Source organism: Streptomyces sp. NPDC046215 (assembly GCF_040646215.1).
GTDB classification, from domain to species: Bacteria; Actinomycetota; Actinomycetes; order Streptomycetales; family Streptomycetaceae; genus Streptomyces; species Streptomyces stramineus.
The window spans coordinates 1-19,833 of the sequence record NZ_JBEYZW010000115.1 but is presented as its reverse complement, the minus strand read 5'-3'; the positions used below and the strand labels follow the sequence as shown (position 1 = coordinate 19,833).

The 19,833-nt window shown below is 74.3% G+C and carries 14 protein-coding genes; 10 read left to right on the top strand and 4 right to left on the bottom strand.

Going from position 1 to position 19,833, the window contains the following annotated elements:
• Positions 1–53 precede the first annotated feature (53 nt).
• Positions 54–2,273 carry an NADP-dependent isocitrate dehydrogenase gene (locus tag ABZ951_RS30890; protein WP_344094180.1) on the bottom strand — a complete coding sequence of 740 codons (2,220 nt, stop codon included), beginning with the start codon at positions 2,271–2,273 and terminating at the stop codon, positions 54–56.
• Positions 2,274–2,524: 251 nt separating this feature from the next.
• Between ABZ951_RS30890 and ABZ951_RS30885 the strand changes: the two genes are divergently transcribed.
• From ABZ951_RS30885 to ABZ951_RS30870, 4 genes are all read left to right on the top strand, one after another.
• On the top strand, positions 2,525–4,846 hold the full coding sequence (locus ABZ951_RS30885) for a tetratricopeptide repeat protein (RefSeq protein ID WP_344094178.1): 2,322 nt from the start codon (positions 2,525–2,527) through the stop codon (positions 4,844–4,846).
• Positions 4,847–4,934: 88 nt separating this feature from the next.
• Complete coding sequence (locus ABZ951_RS30880) at positions 4,935–6,038, top strand: nitronate monooxygenase (protein WP_361281328.1); 1,104 nt, start codon at positions 4,935–4,937, stop codon at positions 6,036–6,038.
• 49 nt (positions 6,039–6,087) lie between these two features.
• Positions 6,088–7,638: an acyl-CoA synthetase gene (locus ABZ951_RS30875; RefSeq protein WP_344094176.1), complete on the top strand. Its 1,551-nt coding sequence runs from the start codon at positions 6,088–6,090 to the stop codon at positions 7,636–7,638.
• A gap of 119 nt (positions 7,639–7,757) precedes the next feature.
• Positions 7,758–8,357, top strand: a complete 600-nt coding sequence (locus ABZ951_RS30870; protein ID WP_344094174.1) for a hypothetical protein — start codon at positions 7,758–7,760, stop codon at positions 8,355–8,357.
• Positions 8,358–8,429: 72 nt separating this feature from the next.
• On the opposite strand, the gene ABZ951_RS30865 is transcribed toward ABZ951_RS30870, so the two are convergent.
• Together ABZ951_RS30865 and paaK are read right to left on the bottom strand one after the other, a co-directional pair.
• On the bottom strand, positions 8,430–10,856 hold the full coding sequence (locus ABZ951_RS30865; RefSeq protein ID WP_344094171.1) for a penicillin acylase family protein: 2,427 nt from the start codon (positions 10,854–10,856) through the stop codon (positions 8,430–8,432).
• 470 nt (positions 10,857–11,326) lie between these two features.
• Complete coding sequence (paaK, locus tag ABZ951_RS30860; protein ID WP_344094169.1) at positions 11,327–12,631, bottom strand: phenylacetate--CoA ligase PaaK; 1,305 nt, start codon at positions 12,629–12,631, stop codon at positions 11,327–11,329.
• A gap of 114 nt (positions 12,632–12,745) precedes the next feature.
• On the opposite strand from paaK, the gene ABZ951_RS30855 reads away from it, so the two are divergent.
• The gene (locus tag ABZ951_RS30855) at positions 12,746–13,345 is read left to right on the top strand and encodes a chorismate mutase (protein WP_344094167.1); all 600 of its coding nucleotides are present in this window, start codon (positions 12,746–12,748) and stop codon (positions 13,343–13,345) included.
• A 126-nt stretch (positions 13,346–13,471) separates the two neighbouring features.
• On the opposite strand, the gene ABZ951_RS30850 is transcribed toward ABZ951_RS30855, so the two are convergent.
• Entirely contained in the window at positions 13,472–15,100 is a 1,629-nt protein-coding gene (locus ABZ951_RS30850) for an acyl-CoA synthetase (protein ID WP_344094165.1), read from the bottom strand.
• 217 nt (positions 15,101–15,317) lie between these two features.
• Between ABZ951_RS30850 and ABZ951_RS30845 the strand changes: the two genes are divergently transcribed.
• From ABZ951_RS30845 to ABZ951_RS30825, 5 genes are all read left to right on the top strand, one after another.
• Entirely contained in the window at positions 15,318–16,118 is an 801-nt protein-coding gene (locus ABZ951_RS30845; protein ID WP_344094163.1) for a crotonase/enoyl-CoA hydratase family protein, read from the top strand.
• Positions 16,119–16,180: 62 nt separating this feature from the next.
• The gene (locus tag ABZ951_RS30840; RefSeq protein ID WP_344094162.1) at positions 16,181–17,152 is read left to right on the top strand and encodes an OB-fold domain-containing protein; all 972 of its coding nucleotides are present in this window, start codon (positions 16,181–16,183) and stop codon (positions 17,150–17,152) included.
• Positions 17,149–18,207: a lipid-transfer protein gene (locus ABZ951_RS30835; RefSeq protein ID WP_344094161.1), complete on the top strand. Its 1,059-nt coding sequence runs from the start codon at positions 17,149–17,151 to the stop codon at positions 18,205–18,207. The genes ABZ951_RS30840 and ABZ951_RS30835 overlap by 4 nt, the downstream gene beginning before the upstream one ends.
• Positions 18,204–19,370: a thiolase domain-containing protein gene (locus ABZ951_RS30830; RefSeq protein WP_361281320.1), complete on the top strand. Its 1,167-nt coding sequence runs from the start codon at positions 18,204–18,206 to the stop codon at positions 19,368–19,370. Before ABZ951_RS30835 ends, ABZ951_RS30830 begins: the two co-directional genes overlap by 4 nt.
• 80 nt (positions 19,371–19,450) lie before the next feature.
• Positions 19,451–19,687: a DUF397 domain-containing protein gene (locus ABZ951_RS30825; protein WP_344094157.1), complete on the top strand. Its 237-nt coding sequence runs from the start codon at positions 19,451–19,453 to the stop codon at positions 19,685–19,687.
• Positions 19,688–19,833 lie beyond the last annotated feature (146 nt).

The following is a 19,833-nucleotide window of genomic DNA, read 5'->3' as shown; positions in this document are numbered from 1 at the left end:
CCCCCCCCCCCCCCCCCCCCCCCCCCCGCCGCCCCCCCCCCCCCGCCGACGCGTCAGCCCAGGGTCGCGATGGCCTGGTTGAACGTCGCCGACGGGCGCATGACGGCCGCGGCCTTGGCCGGGTCGGGCTGGTAGTAGCCGCCGATGTCGGCCGGCGAGCCCTGCACCGCGATCAGCTCGTCGACGATGGTCTGCTCCTGCTCGGCCAGCGTCTTGGCGAGCGCGGCGAACGCCTCCGCGAGCTGCGCGTCCTCAGTCTGCTTGGCCAGCTCCTGCGCCCAGAAGAGGGAGAGGTAGAAGTGGCTGCCGCGGTTGTCGATGCCACCGAGGCGGCGGCTGGGCGACTTGTCCTCGTTGAGGAACGTGCCGGTCGCCCGGTCCAGGGTGTCGGCGAGCACCTGGGCGCGCGCGTTGCCCGTCGTCTGGGCGAGGTGCTCGAAGGAGACCGCCAGCGCGAGGAACTCGCCCAGGCTGTCCCAGCGCAGGTAGTTCTCCTTGACCAGCTGCTGGACGTGCTTGGGCGCGGAGCCGCCGGCACCCGTCTCGAACAGGCCGCCGCCGTTCATCAGCGGGACGACGGAGAGCATCTTCGCGCTCGTGCCCAGCTCGAGGATCGGGAACAGGTCGGTGAGGTAGTCGCGCAGCACGTTGCCGGTGACCGAGATCGTGTCCTCGCCGCGGCGGATGCGCTCCAGGGAGAACGCGGTCGCCTCGACCGGCGACATGATCTCGATCCGCAGACCCTCGGTGTCGTGCTCGGCGAGGTAGGTGCGGACCTTCGCGATCAGCTGCGCGTCGTGCGCGCGGCCCTCGTCGAGCCAGAACACGGCCGGGTTGCCGGTCGCGCGGGCGCGGCTGACGGCCAGCTTGACCCAGTCCTGGATCGGCAGGTCCTTGGTCTGGCACATGCGGAAGATGTCGCCCGCGCCGACCGTCTGCTCCAGCACCACGGCGCCGCTGCCGTCGAGGACCCGCACCGTGCCGGTGGCGGGGATCTCGAAGGTCTTGTCGTGGCTGCCGTACTCCTCGGCCTTCTGCGCCATCAGACCGACGTTGGGCACCGAGCCCATCGTCGAGGGGTCGAAGGCGCCGTGGGCGCGGCAGTCGTCGATGACGGTCTGGTAGACACCGGCGTAGCTGCTGTCGGGCAGCACGGCGAGGGTGTCGGCCTCCTGGCCGTCCGGGCCCCACATGTGGCCGGAGGTGCGGATCATCGCCGGCATGGAGGCGTCGACGATGACATCGCTCGGCACGTGCAGGTTGGTGATGCCCTTGTCGGAGTCGACCATCGCCAGGGCCGGGCCCTCGGCGAGCTCGGCGTCGAAGGACGCCTTGATCGCGGCGCCCTCGGGCAGCGACTCCAGGCCCTTGTAGATGCCGCCGAGGCCGTCGTTCGGCGTCAGACCGGCCTTGGCCAGCGTCTCACCGTGCGCGGCGAACGTCTTCGGGAAGAAGGCGCGCACCACGTGGCCGAAGACGATCGGGTCGGAGACCTTCATCATCGTGGCCTTCAGGTGCACCGAGAACAGCACGCCCTCGGCCTTAGCGCGGGCGACCTGCTCGCTCAGGAACTCGCGCAGGGCCGCCACGCGCATGACGGACGCGTCGACGACCTCGCCCGCGAGCACGGGTACCGACTCGCGCAGGACGGTGGTCGAGCCGTCGTCCCCGGCCAGCTCGATGCGCAGCGTGCCGTCCTCGGCGATGACCGTGGACTTCTCGGTGGAGCGGAAGTCGTCGGCGCCCATGGTGGCGACGTTCGTCTTCGACTCGGCGCTCCAGGCGCCCATGCGGTGCGGGTGGGCCTTGGCGTAGTTCTTGACCGACGCGGGGGCGCGGCGGTCGGAGTTGCCCTCGCGCAGGACCGGGTTGACGGCGCTGCCCTTGATCTTGTCGTACCGCGCGCGGACGTCGCGGTCCTCGTCGGTCTTCGGGTCGTCCGGGTAGTCCGGCAGCGTGTAGCCCTGCTGCTGGAGCTCGGCCACGGCGGCCTTCAGCTGCGGGATCGAGGCCGAGACGTTCGGCAGCTTGATGATGTTGGCGCCGGGCGTCTTCGCCAGCTGTCCGAGCTCGGCGAGCGCGTCGTCGATCCGCCGGCCCTCCTCGAGGTACTCGGGGAAGAGGGCGATGATGCGCCCCGCCAGGGAGATGTCACGGGTCTCCACCGTGACACCGGCCGTCGAGGCGTACGCCTGGACCACGGGCAGGAACGAATACGTCGCCAGGGCCGGGGCCTCGTCGGTGTGTGTATAGATGATGGTCGAGTCAGTCACCGGTGCTCCGCTCCACGTTTGCAACATTGCTCGACATCAAGATATCTCGTGATCGACCTCCCCTCTCGGCAGGGCCCCGTCGGCGGGGGCGGCCGGTGCGGAGGCCGGGGACGGACGGCCGGGGCCCGGGGCCCGGCGGGCGCCCGGCCGGGATCCGGTACCCCTTCCTCCGTCTACAAGGGGCGAAGAGGGGCCGCCATACTGGTCGGGCCGGGGGATGCACAGCGACGCGACGGGGGCGGCGGCGGAGGATGGCGGAAACCAGGCTGATCCAGGACCGGTACGTGCTGCTCGACCGCATCGGGCGGGGCGGGATGGGCGAGGTGTGGCGGGCCCGTGACGAGTCGCTCGGGCGCCAGGTGGCCCTGAAGTGCCTCAAGCCGCTGGGGCCCCAGCACGAGCAGTCCTACCTGAGGGTGCTGCGGGAGCGGTTCCGGCGCGAGGCGCGGGTCGCGGCGGCCCTGCAGCACCGCGGCATCACCGTCGTCCACGACTTCGGCGAGTTCGAAGGCGTCCTGTACCTGGTGATGGAGCTGCTCGACGGCCGCAACCTCAGCGAGCTCCTGGACGACAACGGCCGGCTGCCGCTGCCGCTGTCCGAGGTCGTCGACATCGGCGAGCAGCTCGCCGCGGCCCTCGCCTACACCCACGGGCAGGGCGTGGTGCACCGTGACCTCAAGCCCGCCAACATCGTGCGGCTCGCCGACGGGACGCTGAAGATCTGCGACTTCGGGATCGCCCGGCTGGGCCACGACATGGGCCGCTCCTCCTTCTCGTCCTCCTCCCGCCTCACCGGCACCGGCATCGCCATGGGCACCCCGCACTACATGTCGCCGGAGCAGATCGGCGGCGGATCCGTCGATCACCGCAGTGACCTGTACTCGCTGGGCTGTGTGCTGTACGAGGTGGCCACCGGGGCCCCGCCGTTCGACATGGACGACGCCTGGGCCGTGCTCGTCGGCCACCGGGACACCGTGCCCCGGCCCCTGCGGGAGCGCCGCCCCGAGCTGCCGGAAGACCTGGAGGCGATCGTCCTGGACCTGCTGGCGAAGGACCCCGACGACCGGCCGCCCGACGCCGCGGCCGTGCACGGGCGCCTGCTGGACCTGTGCCGCGCCGCGCACGCGGGCCCCGTGCCCCGGACCCTGCCGGAGGCCCGGCGGCGCCTGCGGGCGTCGGCCAGGCTGCCCGAGCCGCCCCGGCTGCCGGGCTGGGCCCGGTCCATGACCACCGGGTCCAAGGCGACCGGCTCCGGCGCCCTGGACGTGCTCCCGCCCGACCCGGCCGCGGCGCTCACGGGCACGTGGACGAAGGGGCCCGGCAGTCCGTCGGTGGGCCGGCCGGGCGGCCGGCCCGGAACGCCGGTCGGCGCCGGCGTGCTCGAAGAACCCGAGATCCTCGCGTCCGAGCCGCCCCCGGCGATCCTGGGGGAGCTGGCCGCCCGCCATCAGGAAGCCCTGCGGCTGGGCCGGCTGGGCCGGTGGGCCGAGGCCGGCGAGGCCCACCGCGCCGTCGCGGCCGAGCGGGAGCGCGTCCTCGGCCCGGACCACCCCGACACCCTGGCCAGCCGGTACGAGGCCGCCTTCACGCTGGGTCTGCGGGGCCGGCCCGGCGAGGCGCTGCGCGAGTACACCCGGGTCGCGGACGGCCGGGAGCGGACGCTGGGCCCCGACCACCCCGACACCCTGGCCGCGCGGCAGGAGACCGCGTTCGTCCTCGGTCAGCTCGGCCGGCACGAGGAGGCGCACGACGCGTACGCCGCCGTGCTCGCCGCCCGGGAGCGGACGGTGGGCCCCGACCACCCGGACACCCTGCGCTGCCGGCACAACCTGGCCTTCAACCTGGGCCGGCTGGGGCGGGCCGCGGACTCGTACCGCATGGCGTGCGACGTGGCGGCCGCCCGCGCCCGCGTCCTGGGCGCGAGCCACCCCGACACCCTCGTCACCCGCTACGAGGTCGGTTACGCGCTCGGCCGGCTGGGCCGCTGGACCGACGCCCTGCAGACCTACCGCGAGGTGGCCGCCGTGCGGCAGCGGACGCTGGGCGCCGACCACCCCGACACGCTCGCCGCCCGCTACGAGGCGGGCATCTGCCTCGGCCGCCTCGGCCGCAGCGCCGAGGCCCTGCGGCTGTTCCGGGACCTGGTCGACGAGCGCACCCGGGCCCAGGGCCCCGAGCACCCCGACACCCTGCGCGCCCGGCACTGCCTCGGCGTCAACCTCGGCCGGCTCGGCCGCTGGGAGGAGGCGCTCGCCGAGGCCCGGGAGGTCGGCGGCGTGCGGGCCCGGGTCCTGGGCGCCGACCACCCCGAGACGCTGGTGAGCCGCCGCGAGATCGCGGTCGGCCTGGGCTGGCTCGGCCGCTGGACGGAGGCCCTGGCCCTGTACCGCGAGGTGGCCCAGGCCCGCCAGCGGGTGCTGGGCGCCGACCACCCCGACGCCCTCACCAGCCGCAACGACGAGGCGCACTGCCTGGAGCAGCTCGGCCGCTCCACCGAGGCCGTCGAGCTCTACCGGCAGGTCGCGGCCCTGCGCCAGACCCGGGCCGGCCGCGGCGCGCAGCACCGCAGATGACGGCGGGGCCGCCGCCGGCCGCCCGGTAACTGACGTTCCATCAGAAAAACTCTTCCCTCGCCCGGCCCGCTGCGGCATCCTGCCGCCCATGCAGACGGAGCTGAGCCGGCACCTGGGAATCGAGCACGCCGTCTTCGGCTTCACGCCCTTCCCGGCGGTGGCCGCCGCCATCACCCGCGCCGGAGGGCTCGGGGTGCTCGGCGCCGTGCGCTACACCGACCCCGACGCGCTCCGGCGGGACCTCGACTGGATGCAGGAGCACACCGGCGGCAAGCCGTACGGGCTCGACGTCGTCATGCCCGCCCGCAAGGTCGAGGGCGTCAGCGAGGCCGACGTCGAGGCGATGATCCCGGCCGGGCACCGGCACTTCGTCCGCGAGACCCTCGCCCGGCACGGCGTGCCCGAACTCGCCGCGGGCGACCGCTCCGGGTGGCGCATCACCGGCTGGATGGAGGAGGTCGCCCGCGCCCAGCTCGACGCCGCCTTCGACTACCCCGTCGCGCTGCTGGCCAACGCCCTCGGCCCGCCGCCCGCCGACGTCGTCACCCGCGCCCACGCCCACGGCGCCGTCGTCGCCGCCCTCGCGGGCAGCGCCCGCCACGCCGCCCGGCACGCCGCCGCCGGCATCGACATCGTCGTCGCCCAGGGCTACGAGGCCGGCGGCCACACCGGCGAGATCGCCACCATGGTCCTGACCCCCGAGGTCGTCCGGGCCGTCGACCCGCTGCCCGTCCTGGCCGCCGGCGGCATCGGCAGCGGCGAGCAGATCGCCGCCGGCCTCGCCCTCGGTGCCCAGGGCGTCTGGCTGGGCTCCCTCTGGCTCACCACCGACGAGGCGGAACTGCACTCCCCGGCCCTGACCGCCAAGCTCCTCGCCGCCGGCTCCGGGGACACCGTCCGCTCCCGCGCCCTCACCGGCAAACCCGCCCGCCAGCTGCGCACCGCCTGGACCGACGCCTGGGACGACCCGGCCGGCCCCGGGGCCCTGCCCATGCCCCTGCAAGGGCTGCTCGTCGCCGAAGCCCTCTCCCGCATCCAGCGGTACGAGGTCGAACCGCTGCTCGGCACCCCCGTCGGCCAGATCGTCGGCCGGATGGAGACCCGGCGCAGCGTCCGGGCCGTCTTCGACGAGCTGACGGCCGGCTTCGAGCGCGCCGTCGACCGCATCGACCGCATCGCCGGGCGCGCCTGACGCCCGGACCCGGCCGCCGCCCGCGCCCGCACCCGAGGAGGAGCACGCCATGCCCCCACCGCCCAACGGCTTCTGGGCCCAGGCCGCCGCCGACCCCGACCGCACCGTTCTGATCGCCCCGGACGGCGCGACGTGGACGGCGGGCCGCCTGCACGCCGCCGCCAACCGGCTCGTCCACGGGCTGCGCGCCGCGGGCCTGCGGACGGGCGACGCCGTCGCCGCCGTCCTGCCCAACGGGCCCGAACTGCTCACCGCCCACCTGGCCGCCACCCAGGCCGGCCTCTACCTCGTCCCCGTCAACCACCACCTCGTCGGCGCCGAGATCGCCTGGATCGTCGCCGACGCGCAGGCCCGGGTGCTCCTCGCCCACGAGCGCTTCGCCGCCACCGCCAGGGCCGCCGCCGACGAGGCGGGCCTGCCCGCCGACCGCCGCTACGCCGTCGGGACCGCCGCCGGCTTCCGGCCCTTCGGCGAGCTCCTCGACGGGCACCCCGCCACCCCGCCCCCGGACCGCTCGCTCGGCTGGGTCATGAACTACACCTCCGGCACCACCGGCAGGCCACGCGGCGTCCGCCGCCCCCTGACCGGAAAACCTCCCGAGGACTCCCACCTCGGCGGTTTCCTCGGCATCTTCGGCATCAAGCCGTTCGACGGCAACACCCACCTGGTCTGCTCACCGCTCTACCACACGGCCGTCCTCCAGTTCGCGGCCGCGTCCCTGCACATCGGCCACCGGCTGGTGGTCATGGACAAGTGGACGCCCGAGGAGATGCTGCGCCTGATCGACACCCACCGCTGCACCCACACCCACATGGTCCCCACCCAGTTCCGGCGGCTCCTCGCGCTGCCGCGGGAGGTCCGCGACGCCTACGACCTGTCGTCCATGCGGCACGCCGTGCACGGCGCCGCGCCCTGCCCCGACCACGTCAAACGGGCGATGATCGCCTGGTGGGGCGACTGCGTCGAGGAGTACTACGCGGCCAGTGAGGGCGGCGGGGCGTTCGCCACCGCGGAGGACTGGCTGAAGAAGCCCGGCACGGTCGGGCGGGCCTGGCCCATCAGCGAACTCGCCGTCTTCGACGACGCCGGCGAGCGGCTGCCCGCCGGGCGGCTCGGCACCGTCTACATGAAGATGACCACCGGAGCCTTCAGCTACCACAACGACGCCGGCAAGACGCGCGAGAACCGCATCGGCGACTACTTCACCGTCGGCGACCTCGGCTTCCTCGACGAGGACGGCTACCTCTTCCTGCGCGACCGCAAGATCGACCTGATCATCTCCGGGGGCGTCAACATCTACCCCGCCGAGATCGAATCGGTCCTCCTCGCGCACCCCGCCGTCGCCGACGCCGCCGTCTTCGGCGTCCCGCACGAGGACTGGGGCGAGGAGGTCAAGGCGGTCGTCGAACCCGCCGCGGGCCACCCGCCGGGCCCGCGGCTCGCCACCGAGCTTCTCGCCCACTGCGCCGGGCACCTGGCGGGCTTCAAGTGCCCCAGGTCGGTGGAGTTCACCGCGGCCATGCCCCGCGACCCCAACGGCAAGCTGTACAAACGGCGCCTGCGCGAGCGGTACCGGAAAGATCCGGACCGCGCGGTCTGAACCGTGCGGTACCGGCCGGTCCCGCCCCATTCCCGGCCGATGCGCCGCGCAGTGGTTCCGCTCACCGCCCCGGCTCGCTAGACATGGGCGCGGTCAGCCAACCAACAGGAGGAACAACGGTGAACGGCTTCATCACCAAGAGCGGAAAAGCCCTGCTCGCCCTGTCCGTCACCGCCGTACTGGGCGCGGCGGGCATGGGAACGGCCCACGCACAGTCCCCGTCCGCGGACACCGGACGGAGCGGTACGACGGTCGGCGCGCCGCGCACGGCGGCCGAAGCGGTGAAGGCCGAACTGGCGAAGCGCGGCCCGTCCACGGCCGACGCCCGGATCATCTGCTACCGGGCCCACGTGGCGGACATCGGCTGGCAGCCCGTCGTCTGCGACGGCACCGTCGCCGGAACGGCCGGGCAGAGCAGAGCCGTCGAGGCCCTGGAGATCGCGACGGGCAACGTCGGCGGCCTGTGCGCCAACGCCCACCTGCGGGACATCGGCTGGCAGGGCACCCGGTGCGCCGGCGACTACCAAAACGTCCTGGTCGGCACCACGGGCCAGGCCCGGCGCATGGAGGCCCTCTCCATAAGCGTTGGCTCCGGCACCGTCACCGCGCGGGCGCACGTGCAGAACATCGGCTGGATGGGCGCAACCCGGGGCGCCTCCGTCACCGTGGGGACCACGGGCAGCTCACTGCGGCTCGAAGCGGTCCAGCTCTGGGTCTGACCCCCGGTCCTACCCCAGGAGGAACCGGGCGCAGGGCGCACCGCGCATCCCGCGCGGTGCGCCCGTGCGATCTCAGCGTTCGCTCACCCGCACCACCTTCAGCCCGGGCGCGGCCGCGATGTCCTTCTCGCAGAACCGGCTCTTGACCATCCGGCCCGCCGAGAACAGCTCGGTCTGGTCGCTGTAGTGCGGCGAGCGGGGGTTGGAGGACTGCCCGTAGGTCAGGAGCGTCCTGGCCATGGGACAGGCACTGCCGTCGAAGCCGACGGCCTGGATGTAGCTGGAGCCGTGGAACACCTCGGTGTAGCCGCCGCGCGGGGCGTCCCAGCGGGCCTCGACCATGTTCCAGACGCCCAGCGCGTGCGCGCCGCCGGAGACCGGGATGCGCTTGCCGTTGCGTACGACGAACTGGTGCTCGCCCAGCGGCGCGTCCAGCGCGATGCCCGCCGCCCGCAGCTCGCCCACCGCGTCGGCCAGCGCCGTGGCGAAGCCCGGGTCCGTGGTGTTGAGGGTGTTCGGGGTGGTCACGGGAGCGGCGGCCGAGAACGGCACCCGCCACAGCCGCTCCTGCGGAACGGTATCGAGCAGAGCGCGCCAGAAGCGGTCGAAGAGCAGCGCGCCCCTGCTGTCGGCCCTCATGGTCCGGTCCCAGCCCCCCAGCGCGTCGCACGCCGCCGAGACGTCGACGGGCTTCCCGTCGCTGTCCGTGGCCCTGCCGCCCGGCAGCGCCGCACAGCCCTTCGCCACGTCGGTGGCCGCCAGCTCGCCCGCGGGCGCCCGGTCGGCGAACTGCTGGCGCTCCAGATCGGCCAAGGTCAGCTTGCCGCGCTTCGCCATGGCCGCGACATCCTCGACGGCGCCGCGGGTGCGCAGCGAACGAGCGGTGCCGGTGTCCCCGAAGATCCTGGGGTAGCCGGTGAGCGGCCGGTCCGCATTGGCGAGCCACGGGCTGTCGTTGGAGTTCTCAGCGTAGGGGGCGTCGATGCGGGTCGGCATCGCGGACGGGCCGAAGATCCCGGGCTGCAGCGCGTCGGAGTCACTACCGAGCGCGCAGTCCCGGCGCGAGCCGTCCAACACCGCGAGGCCGGATGCCGGGAAGGTCTGCCGGCCGAGCGGCGTGGAGCAGCGCCCGGCCAGCTCGTCGGTGACGCGCGGCAGCACCTGCGACTGGGTGTAGAGGCTGTGGCCCCGGGAGTCGGCGGCGACGGTGTTGACCCACGGCAGCCCCTGGGTGCGGCGCAGCGCGTCCCGGACACCCGGTACCCCACGTGCCTTGCCCAGGGCCAGGAAGCCGTCGATCATGCGCAGATTGGTCGCGTTGGGGTCGACCATGGTGTGGACGGAGCGGTCCGTCCACGGCAGCGGCAGGTCGTCCAGCCGTGTCGTGACGGGGCCGAAGCGGGTCCACCACTGGGTACGGGTGACGTCGGTGACGCGGCCGTCCTTGCCCCGCACCGGCACGGTGACCGCGCGCTCGGTCATCCGCTCGGGCTTGCCGTCGATCAGGTAGGAGTACGGATCGCCGGGAACGGTCTTCAGCTCGTACAGGCTCATCGCCATGCCCGTGGCGACCGTGTGGCTCCACGCCATGTCCGCGTTGTGGCCGATGGCGACGACCGGCAGGCCGAGCAGTGTGCCGCCCGCGACGTTCAGCTCGCCCGGGATGGTCATCTGCGACTGCCAGAAGCGCGCGCCGCCCTGCCACGGGTAGTGCGGGTTGCCGAGCAGCAGGCCGCGTCCGCCGGCGGTGGTGGAGCCGGAGAAGGCGACCGCGTTGGACCCCATGCTCTTGGCGCGCTGGCCGAAGAGCCCGCGGGACGCCTCCGCCGGATCGGGGGTTCCGGCCGCGCGGGGCGCGGGCCCGGCCTGCGGGCGCGTGTCCGTGGTGCCGTCGGGGAACGCGCCCCGGCCCGCCAGCTGCGCCATGGCGTAGCCGCGTTCCGCCACGTCCGAGGCGGTCACCGGCCGGACCCAGCCGGCCGTGCGGCAGGCCGGGTCGGTGATCTTGTTCTGCCGCAGCCAGGCGTTGTACCCGGCCGCCCAGCCGCGCATCAGCTCCTTGGCCTGCCGGCTCGGACCGGTGGGCGCGGGCCGGTCGAGAAGCTTCTCCACGGTCTTCGCGTCCCGCAGCCCCTGGAAGTACAGGTCACTGGAGAGGTTCGTGGCGGCCGAGGACAGCGAGGTGTCACGCGGCGCAGCCTCGCCGCCGAAGTGGCGCGAGCGCTCGCCGCGCAGGGTGACGAACCCGTCGGCGAGGACGCACACCTGGTCGGCGGCCTGGGCCCAGCCCTGGCCGAAGCCCAGGCCCGGGTAGTCCTTGGCGGTGATGTGCGGGACACCGTACTCGGTGTAGCGGACGAGGGCGGACAGCCCGCCCCCGGAGAGGCGCTCCGCGCGGTCCGGCGCGGCGGCGGCCGCCTGGCCGGGCAGCAGTGCCGCACCGGTCAGCAGCGCGAGACCGATGCCGGCGACGGCGCGTAAGCGATGAGGTAAGGGCAACGTGACTCCCAAAGTGGCTGGACGGCAAGGAAGTTGACTGCGGGGAGTAGGACGCGGGGGGCCGGCGGTCAGTTGCCCGCGGTGGCGCGGGGCGCGGTCGGCCGGGGCCCGGGTAATCAGTGGGCATATCGGCCGCCGGGCCGGGGGCGCGGGTAGGTACACCGGCGACCGGGCTGCGGGCGCCGCGGAAATGCCCGCATGCCCGCATGCCCGCATGCTCGCGCGCCGTGCGCAGGCCGAGGCCCGGCGGCGGGCAGAAGCAACGGCCAACGGGCCGCGGGTGTCGGGTAGTGCGCAGGTGCCCGTGTGCGCGGGCGCCGTGCGCGGCCGATGTGCCTGCGGACCGGGGCCCGGTGGCCTCGGGTAGGCACCCAGGCCGGCCACCGGCCACCGGGCTGCGGCCCCCGCCCCCCGCGGCAGCGCACAGACGCACCGGCCACCGCCCCCGAGCCGCGCGCAGCGCACCCCGCTCAGCGAGCCTGCCCCCGCATGTCGACGATCCGCCGGATTTTGCCCACCGACCGTTCGAGCGTCTCCGGCTCCACGATCTCCACGGCCACCGACACCCCGACCTCGTCCTTCACCCGCAGGGCGATCTCCCCGACGGCCGCGGCGCGCTGCTCCGGTGTCGCGCCCGTCCGGGCCTCGGCCCGGACGGTGAGGTGGTCCAGGCGGCCCTCCCGCGTCAGCCGCAGCTGGAAGTGCGGGGCGACACCGGGGACGCGCAGCACGATCTCCTCGATCTGCGCGGGGAAGAGGTTGACGCCGCGGAGGATGATCAGGTCGTCGCTGCGGCCGGTGATCCGCTCCATCCTGCGGAAGGCGGGACGGGCGGTGCCCGGCAGCAGCCGGGTGAGGTCACGGGTGCGGTAGCGGACGACCGGCGTGGCCTCCTTGGTGAGCGAGGTGAGGACGAGCTCGCCGTGGGCGCCCTCGGGCAGCGCCTCGCCGGTGACCGGGTCCACGACCTCCGGGTAGAAGTGGTCCTCCCAGATGTGCGGCCCGTCCTTCGTCTCCACGCACTCCTGCGCGACGCCGGGGCCCATGACCTCGGAGAGCCCGTAGATGTCGACCGCGTCGAGCGCGAAGCGCTCCTCGATCTCCCGCCGCATCTCCTCGGTCCACGGCTCGGCCCCGAAGACGCCGATCCGCAGCGAGGTGGACCGGGGGTCGATGCCCTGGCGCTCGAACTCGTCGAGCAGGGTGAGGAGGTAGGAGGGCGTGACCATGATGACCTCGGGCCGGAAGTCCGTGATGATCCGGACCTGCCGGGCGGTCATGCCGCCCGACGCGGGGATGACGGTGCAGCCGAGCCGCTCGGCACCGTAATGGGCGCCCAGGCCGCCGGTGAACAGCCCGTACCCGTAGGCGATGTGGACCTTGTGGCCCGGCCGGGCGCCGGCGGCCCGCAGGGAGCGGGCCACCACGTCCGCCCACGTGTCCAGGTCGCGCGCGGTGTACCCCACGACGGTGGGCGCGCCGGTGGTGCCGCTGGAGGCGTGGACGCGCCGGACCTCGGCCTCGGGCACCGCGAACATCCCGAAGGGGTAGTTCTCCCGCAGGTCCGCTTTCGTGGTGAAGGGGAACCGGGGGAGGTCGGCGAGGGAGCGGCAGTCCTCGGGCCGCAGCCCCGCGCTGTCGAAGGCGTGCCGGTAGAAGGCCACGTGGTCGTAAGCGTGCCGCAAGGTGGCCCGCAGCCGCCGCAGTTGCAGCTCCGCCAGCTCCCCGGGCGTCAGCCGCTCCGCCGCGTCCAGCAGAACCCCGGAATCCGCCATGATGCCGTCACCGCCCCTGCGAACCGACCGATCATTCGGTAGCCGTGCTGGGGATCAACCAATCAGCCGGGCGCGGCGGGCGTCAAGGAGGGCGGCGGGGCTACGCTCGCCCGCATGGGTATCCGTACGCCGCTGCGCCACCTGCTGGTCCCGGCCTCCGCGCTCACCCTCCTGCTGTCCGCCGTGCCCGCCGTGGCGGCCTCGCCGGGCACCGCCTCCCGCACGTACGCGCAGCTGCTGCCGCTGGCCGATCTCTCGGCACAGCGGCTGCGGACGGCGGACCAGGTCGCCGCCGCCAAGTGGGGCACCGGCGGCCCCGTCGACGACCCGGCCCGGGAGCGGCAGGTCCTGGACGCGGTGGCGGCCCGCGCGGGTGAGCTGGGGGCGGACCCGGCGGCCACGGTGCGCATCTTCCGCGACCAGATCGAGGCCAACAAGACCGTCCAGCGCGGCCTGCACCGCAGGTGGGAGGTCGACCCGTCGCAGGCACCCGCCGAGCGCCCGGACCTCGCGGAGGTCCGCGAGGAGATCAACCGCCTCAACGACGGGCTCGTCGCCGCCGTGGCCGCTTCGGCACGTGCCCGCGCCGCCCGCTCCTGCGGTGCACAGCTCACCGCCGGGGCCGCGCGAGTGCGCCACGAGCAGCGCCTGGGTGCCCTGCACACGAAGGCGCTGGTCCGCGCCTTGTCGTCGGTCTGCTCCCGCGGGGCGTGAGAAGGGGGACCTGAGCGGGATCGGCAAAGTCCTGCGCGGTTCAGCCGCGCCCCACAGGGGCGCGGGGAACTGCGCGACCAGCCGCAATGCACCCGCAGATGACACGTCCGGCTTCTCGCGGAGCGCTTACGCACCCCCGCCGGAGGCGACACCGCGTGCCCAGCGGTAGTCCGCCTTGCCGCTGGGCGAGCGCCGGACCCGCTCGGTGAAGACCACGCCGCGCGGCACCTTGTACCCCGCCAGCCGGGTGCGGCAGTGCGCCTGCAGCGCGGCGAGCGTCAGCGGCCCCGCGCCCTCGCGGAGCTGGACGACCGCCGCGACGCACTGCCCCCACCGGGCGTCGGGCACGCCGATGACGAGCGCGTCGTACACCTCCGGGTGCGACTTGAGCGCCTGCTCGACCTCTTCCGGGAAGACCTTCTCCCCGCCGGTGTTGACGCACTGCGAGCCGCGCCCGAGCACGGTGACGAGCCCGTCGGCGTCGGCCGTCGCCACGTCCCCGAGCAGCACCCACCGCTCGCCCCGCGCCTCGAAGAACGTCTCCGCGGTTTTCACCGGGTCGTTGTGGTACCCGAGCGGGACGTGGCCGCGCTGGGCGACCCGGCCGACCTCGCCGGGCGCGACCGGCTCGTGGGTGTGCGGGTCGAGAACGGCCGTACGGCCGTTGACGCGCAGCCGGAAGCCGTCGCCCGCGCCCGGGCCGGCCGCCGCGGTGCCGTTGAAACCGGACTCCGAGGAGCCGTAGTTGTTGAGCAGTGCCACCCGCGGCAGCAGCGCCGTGAACTGCTCGCGCACCGTGCCGGAGAGGACGGCCCCCGAGCTGCTGACGCTCCGCAGGGACGAGCAGTCGGTGTCCCGCAGCGGCCCCGCCAGCGCGTCCACCAGGGGGCGCAGCATGGCGTCGCCCACGAGGGAGACGTTGGTGACCCGCTCGCGCGCGATGGTGCGCAGCACCTCGTGGGGCGCGAACTTGCGGTGGATCACCACCTTCTGGCCGAGGCCGAAGGCGACGAACGCGGTGAGCGTGGACGTGCCGTGCATCAGGGGCGCGGTGGGGAAGAAGACCAGCCCCTCACCGCCCGCGGCGACCCGCTCGGCCAGTTCCTCCGGCCGCTTCACGGGCACCCCGGTGGGCGCCCCGCCGCCCAGGCCGGAGAAGAACAGGTCCTCCTGCCGCCACACCACGCCCTTGGGCATCCCGGTGGTGCCGCCGGTGTAGATGATGATCCGGTCGTCACCGGAGCGGGGACCGAAGTCACGGGCGGCGGACCCCGCCGCCTCCGCCTCGGTGAAGGGGACGGGCTCGATGCGCGGCACGGCCGCACCCTCGGGCGGTGTCCCGGCCCGGACGAGGTGCCGCAGGACCCCGCCGGCCGGGGGCAGGGCCGCGGCCACCCGCCCGGTGAACTCGGCGTCGAAGACCAGCGCCACCAGGTCGGCGTCCCGGTAGAGGTAGGACAGCTCCTCCTCCACATAGCGGTAGTTGACGTTCACGGGCACGGCGCGGATCTTCAGGCAGGCCCACAGGGTCTGGAGGTACTCGACGCCGTTGTACAGGTGGAGCCCGACGTGTTCACCGGGGCCGACGCCGCTGTCGCGGAGGTGGTGGGCGAGCCGGCCGGCTGCCGCGTCGAGCTCCGCGTACGTGAGCCGGCGCTCGGCACCGCTGCCCGGGTGGTCGAGGTGGACCAGGGCCTCCCGCCCGGGCACCGTGTCGACGATCGACTCGAAGAGGTCGGCGAGGTTCATTTCCATGAGTCCACCTGTCTCCTGCCGGCTGCGCGCGGGGACCGGGCCGGGCCGTCATTACAGCGCCGGGGACCGCCGGGCGGAAGGGCCGCCGCACCCTCAATCTGACGAGCAGTCAGAAATCTCTTGAACTGTGCCCCCGCCTCCTGCACCCTGTTCTGCGTCGTTCCGCGTCGCCCGGCCGACGGCCGGCCCGGCGGCCGGACCGCCGGGAGGAGGCGCCATGGGCGCGACCGAACACCTCAAGACCGAGCGCGTCGGCGCGACCCTGGTGCTCACCCTGAACCGGCCCGAGGCGCGGAACGCCCTCTCACTGCCGATGCTCGTCGGACTCCACGACGGCTGGGCCGAGGCCGACGCGGACGACGCGATCCGCTCCGTCGTCCTCACCGGCGCGGGCGGCGCCTTCTGCTCGGGCATGGACCTCAAGGCGCTCGCCGGGCGCGGCATGGCGGGCGAGCACTGCCGCGACCGGTTCGCGGCCGACCCCGACCTGCACTGGAAGGCCATGCTCCGCCACCACCGGCCCCGCAAGCCCGTCATCGCCGCCGTCGAGGGCCCCTGCGTGGCCGGCGGCACCGAGATCCTCCAGGGCACGGACATCCGCGTCGCGGCCGAGAGCGCCACCTTCGGCCTCTTCGAGGTGCGCCGCGGCCTCTTCCCCGTCGGTGGCTCCACCGTCCGCCTCGCCCGCCAGATCCCCCGCACCCACGCCCTGGAGATGCTGCTCACCGGGCGCTCGTACACCGCCCGCGAAGCCGAGCGCATCGGCCTCGTCGGCCGGGTCGTGCCCGACGGCACGGCCCTGGACGCGGCCCTGGAGACCGCCGCGCTCGTCAACGCCGGCGGCCCCCTCGCCGTCGAGGCCGTCAAGGCGTGCGTCTACGACACCGCGGAGCTGAGCGAAGCCGAGGGCCTCGCCCTCGAACTCCGGCGCGGCATGCCCGTCTTCGCCACCGAGGACGCGAAGGAAGGCGCCCGCGCCTTCACTGAAAAGCGCCCGCCCGTCTTCCGCCGCGCCTGAGCGGCCCCGCCGGCCCGCCGGCCCCGAAAGGCCCGAAGAACCCGAGAAGGAGACCCGCGGACATGCCGGAGCCCCTCACCGCCCCCCTGGTCGTCGCCTTCCCCTTCACCCGCTCCCTCGGGCCCGTGCAGAGCGCCTTCCTCACCGGGCTGCGCGAACGCTTCGTCCTCGGCGTCCGCACCCGCGACGGCCGCGTCCTCGTGCCACCCGTCGAGTACGACCCCGCTACCGCCGAAGAGCTCCACGAGCTCGTCACGACCGGCACCACCGGCACGGTCACCACCTGGGCCTGGAACCCCGCCCCGCGGAGCGGCCAGCCCCTCGCCACCCCCTTCGCCTGGGTGCTCGTCCGCCTCGACGGCGCGGACACCGCCCTCCTGCACGCCCTCGACGCACCCGGTCCGGACGCCGTACGGACCGGCCTGCGCGTCCGCGTGCGCTGGGCCGCCGCCCGCACGGGCGCGATCACCGACATCGCCTGCTTCGAGCAGTGCCCGCCGGCCGAGGACCCCGGCGGCACCCGGCCCGCCCCTCACGACGGCTCGTTCACCGACCCCGTCACCCAGATCACCACCCCCGCCCGCCTCGACTACACCTACACCCCCGGCCGGGCCCAGAGCCGCTACCTCGAAGCCCTCACCCGGCACACCACCATCGGCGAACGCTGCCCCGCCTGCCACAAGGTCTACGTCCCGCCCCGCGGCGCCTGCCCCACCTGCGGCCTCGCCACCGACGAGCAGGTCGTGGTCGGCCCGCGCGGGACCGTCACCACCTTCTGCGTCGTCAACATCAAGGCGAAGCACGTCGGGGACACGGCGAGCGCGGCCGTCGAAGTGCCCTACGTCTACGCCCACATCGCCCTCGACGGCGCCGACCTGGCCCTGCACGGGCGCATCGCCGGCATCCCCTGCGACCAGGTGCGCATGGGGCTCCGCGTCGAACCCGTCTGGGCCGAGGGCGGCCGCCACCCCGACCACTACCGGCCCACCGGCGAACCCGACGCCGCCTACGACACCTACAAGGACCTGCTGTGACGCGCCCCGCCCGCGACGTGGCCGTCGTCGCCTTCGCCCAGAGCCGGCACGTGCGCTCCACAGCCGGGACGTCCGAGGCCGAAATGCTGCTGCCCGTGCTCCGCGAGGTACTGGACCGGGCGGGGCTGGCCTCCGGCGAGGCCGACTTCACCTGCTCCGGGTCGAGCGACTACCTCGCCGGCCGGCCCTTCTCCTTCACCATGGCCCTCGACACCGTCGGCGCCTGGCCGCCCGTCGCGGAGTCGCACGTCGAGACGGACGGGGCCTGGGCCCTGTACGAGGCGTGGGTCAAGCTCCTCACCGGGGAGGCGGAGACCGCGCTCGTCTACGCCCACGGCACCTCCTCCGCCGGCGACCTCCGCAGCGTCCTCACCCGGCAGCTCGACCCGTACTACGTCGCCCCTCTGTGGCCCGACCCCGTCGCTCTGGCCGCGCTGCAGGCCCAGGCCCTCATCGACGCGGGCGAGACCGACGAACACGCCCTCGCCGGCATCGCCGCCCGCAACCGCGCCGCCGCCGCGGACAACCCCTGCGCCCAGCTCCGCGGCCCCGTCCCGCAGGGCGACCACGTCGTCCGGCCGCTGCGCACCGGCGACTGCCCGCCCGTGGGGGACGGCGCCGCCGCCGTCGTCCTCGCCGCCGGGGACACCGCCCGCCGCATGTGCGCCCGCCCCGCCTGGATCCGCGGCATGGACCACCGCACCGAGGCCCACGCCCTCGGCGTCCGCGACCTCACCGACTCGCCCTCCACCCGCCTGGCCGCCGAACGCGCCGGGGCCTTCGACCGGCCCGCCGACACCGCCGAACTCCACGCCCCCTTCACCTCGCAGGAAGTCATCCTGCGCAAGGCCCTGCGCCTGGGCGACGACGTGGCGGTCAACCCCTCCGGCGGCGCGGCCGCCGCGAACCCCGTCATGGCCGCCGGCCTGATCCGCGTCGGCGAGGCGGCCGCCCGCATCCACCGCGGCGCCTCCCGGCGGGCCCTGGCCCACGCCACCTCGGGGCCGTGCCTGCAGCAGAACCTCGTCGCCGTCCTGGAGGGAGACCGCCGGTGAGCAAGGAGCCCGTCGCCGTCGTCGGCATCGGCCAGACCCGGCACGTCGCCGCCCGGCGGGACGTCTCGATCGCCGGACTCGTCCGCGAGGCCGCCCGGCGCGCCCTGGCCGATGCCGAGCTCGCCTGGGCCGACATCGACGCCGTCGTCATCGGCAAGGCCCCCGACTTCTTCGAGGGCGTGATGATGCCCGAGCTCTACCTCGCCGACGCCCTCGGCGCCGTCGGCAAACCCCTCCTGCGGGTGCACACCGCGGGCTCCGTCGGCGGCTCCACCGCCCTCGTGGCGGCGGACCTCGTCGCCGCCCGCGTCCAGCGGACCGTCCTGGCCCTGGCCTTCGAGAAACAGTCCGAGTCCAACGCCATGTGGGCCCTCTCCCTGCCCGTTCCCTTCCAGCAGCCCCTGCTCGCCGGGGCCGGGGGCTTCTTCGCCCCGCACATCCGCGCGTACATGCGCCGCAGCGGCGCCCCCGCGACCGTCGGCGCCCGCGTCGCCTACAAGGACCGCCGCAACGCCCTGAAGAACCCCTGCGCCCACCTTCACGAGCACGGCATCACCCTGGAGAGCGTGCTGGCGTCGCCCATGCTGTGGGACCCCGTCCGCTACTCCGAGACCTGCCCGTCCTCCGACGGCGCCTGCGCGCTGATCCTCACCGACCGCGCGGGCGCGGCCCGCTGCCCGTACCCGCCGGCCTGGGTGCACGGCGGGGCCATGCGCAGCGAGCCGACGCTCTTCGCCGGCAAGGACTTCGTCTCCCCGCGGGCGGGCCGGGACTGCGCGGCGGCCGTCTACCGCCAGGCCGGGATCACCGACCCGCGCCGCGAGATCGACGCCGTCGAGCTGTACGTGCCCTTCAGCTGGTACGAACCGATGTGGCTGGAAAACCTGGGCTTCGCGGCGGAGGGGGAGGGCTGGAAGCTCACCGAGTCGGGGGCGACGGAGCTGGACGGCGACCTGCCCGTCAACCCCTCCGGCGGGGTGCTGTCCGCCAACCCCATCGGGGCCTCCGGCTTGATCCGCTTCGCCGAGGCCGCGCTCCAGGTCCGCGGCCGGGCCGGGGAGCACCAGGTGGCGGGCGCGGCCAGGGCGCTCGGCCACGCCTACGGCGGGGGAGCGCAGTTCTTCGCCATGTGGCTGGTGGGGAGCGAGCCGCCGGACGCCTGACGGCGTGCGCGGCCTGTCCGGCACCCGCCGCGCTCGCTAGGGTGGGCGGCCGGGACGTCGAACCGGGAGGAGTTACGGACGTGGCGAAGAGCACGACTGAACAACTGATGGGCGACGCACAGCCGGAGCTCGACCTCGCGAACGCCGCATGGCTGTCCGGCAGTCAGGGGATCGGCGACGTCCAGATCGCCTTCGTCGAAGGCTTCATCGCGATGCGCCAGGGCCGCAGGCCCGAGAGGCCCGCGCTGATCTTCACCCCCGCCGAGTGGCGCGCCTTCGTACTCGGCGCCCGCGAGGGCGAGTTCGACCTCACGTAGGCCTTGCCGGCGGGTTGTGGGGGTGCACCACCGCTGCGCGGCGGTGTCCTCAAATGCCGGACGGGCTGGTTATGGCTGAGTGCCGGACCCCGAGGCCAACGACACCGACGGCAACACCCACTTCTACGGTTTCGAGTGCATCAACC

Bases quoted from the DNA above. Each gene is read 5' to 3' on its own strand.
- ABZ951_RS30875 (WP_344094176.1), top strand. From the start codon at position 6,088: ATGCCCCCACCGCCCAACGGCTTCTGGGCCCAGGCCGCCGCCGACCCC.
- ABZ951_RS30850 (WP_344094165.1), bottom strand. From the start codon at position 15,100: ATGGAAATGAACCTCGCCGACCTCTTCGAGTCGATCGTCGACACGGTG.
- ABZ951_RS30880 (WP_361281328.1), top strand. From the start codon at position 4,935: ATGCAGACGGAGCTGAGCCGGCACCTGGGAATCGAGCACGCCGTCTTC.
- paaK (WP_344094169.1), bottom strand. From the start codon at position 12,631: ATGGCGGATTCCGGGGTTCTGCTGGACGCGGCGGAGCGGCTGACGCCC.
- ABZ951_RS30885 (WP_344094178.1), top strand. From the start codon at position 2,525: ATGGCGGAAACCAGGCTGATCCAGGACCGGTACGTGCTGCTCGACCGC.
- ABZ951_RS30855 (WP_344094167.1), top strand. From the start codon at position 12,746: ATGGGTATCCGTACGCCGCTGCGCCACCTGCTGGTCCCGGCCTCCGCG.
- ABZ951_RS30840 (WP_344094162.1), top strand. From the start codon at position 16,181: ATGCCGGAGCCCCTCACCGCCCCCCTGGTCGTCGCCTTCCCCTTCACC.
- ABZ951_RS30845 (WP_344094163.1), top strand. From the start codon at position 15,318: ATGGGCGCGACCGAACACCTCAAGACCGAGCGCGTCGGCGCGACCCTG.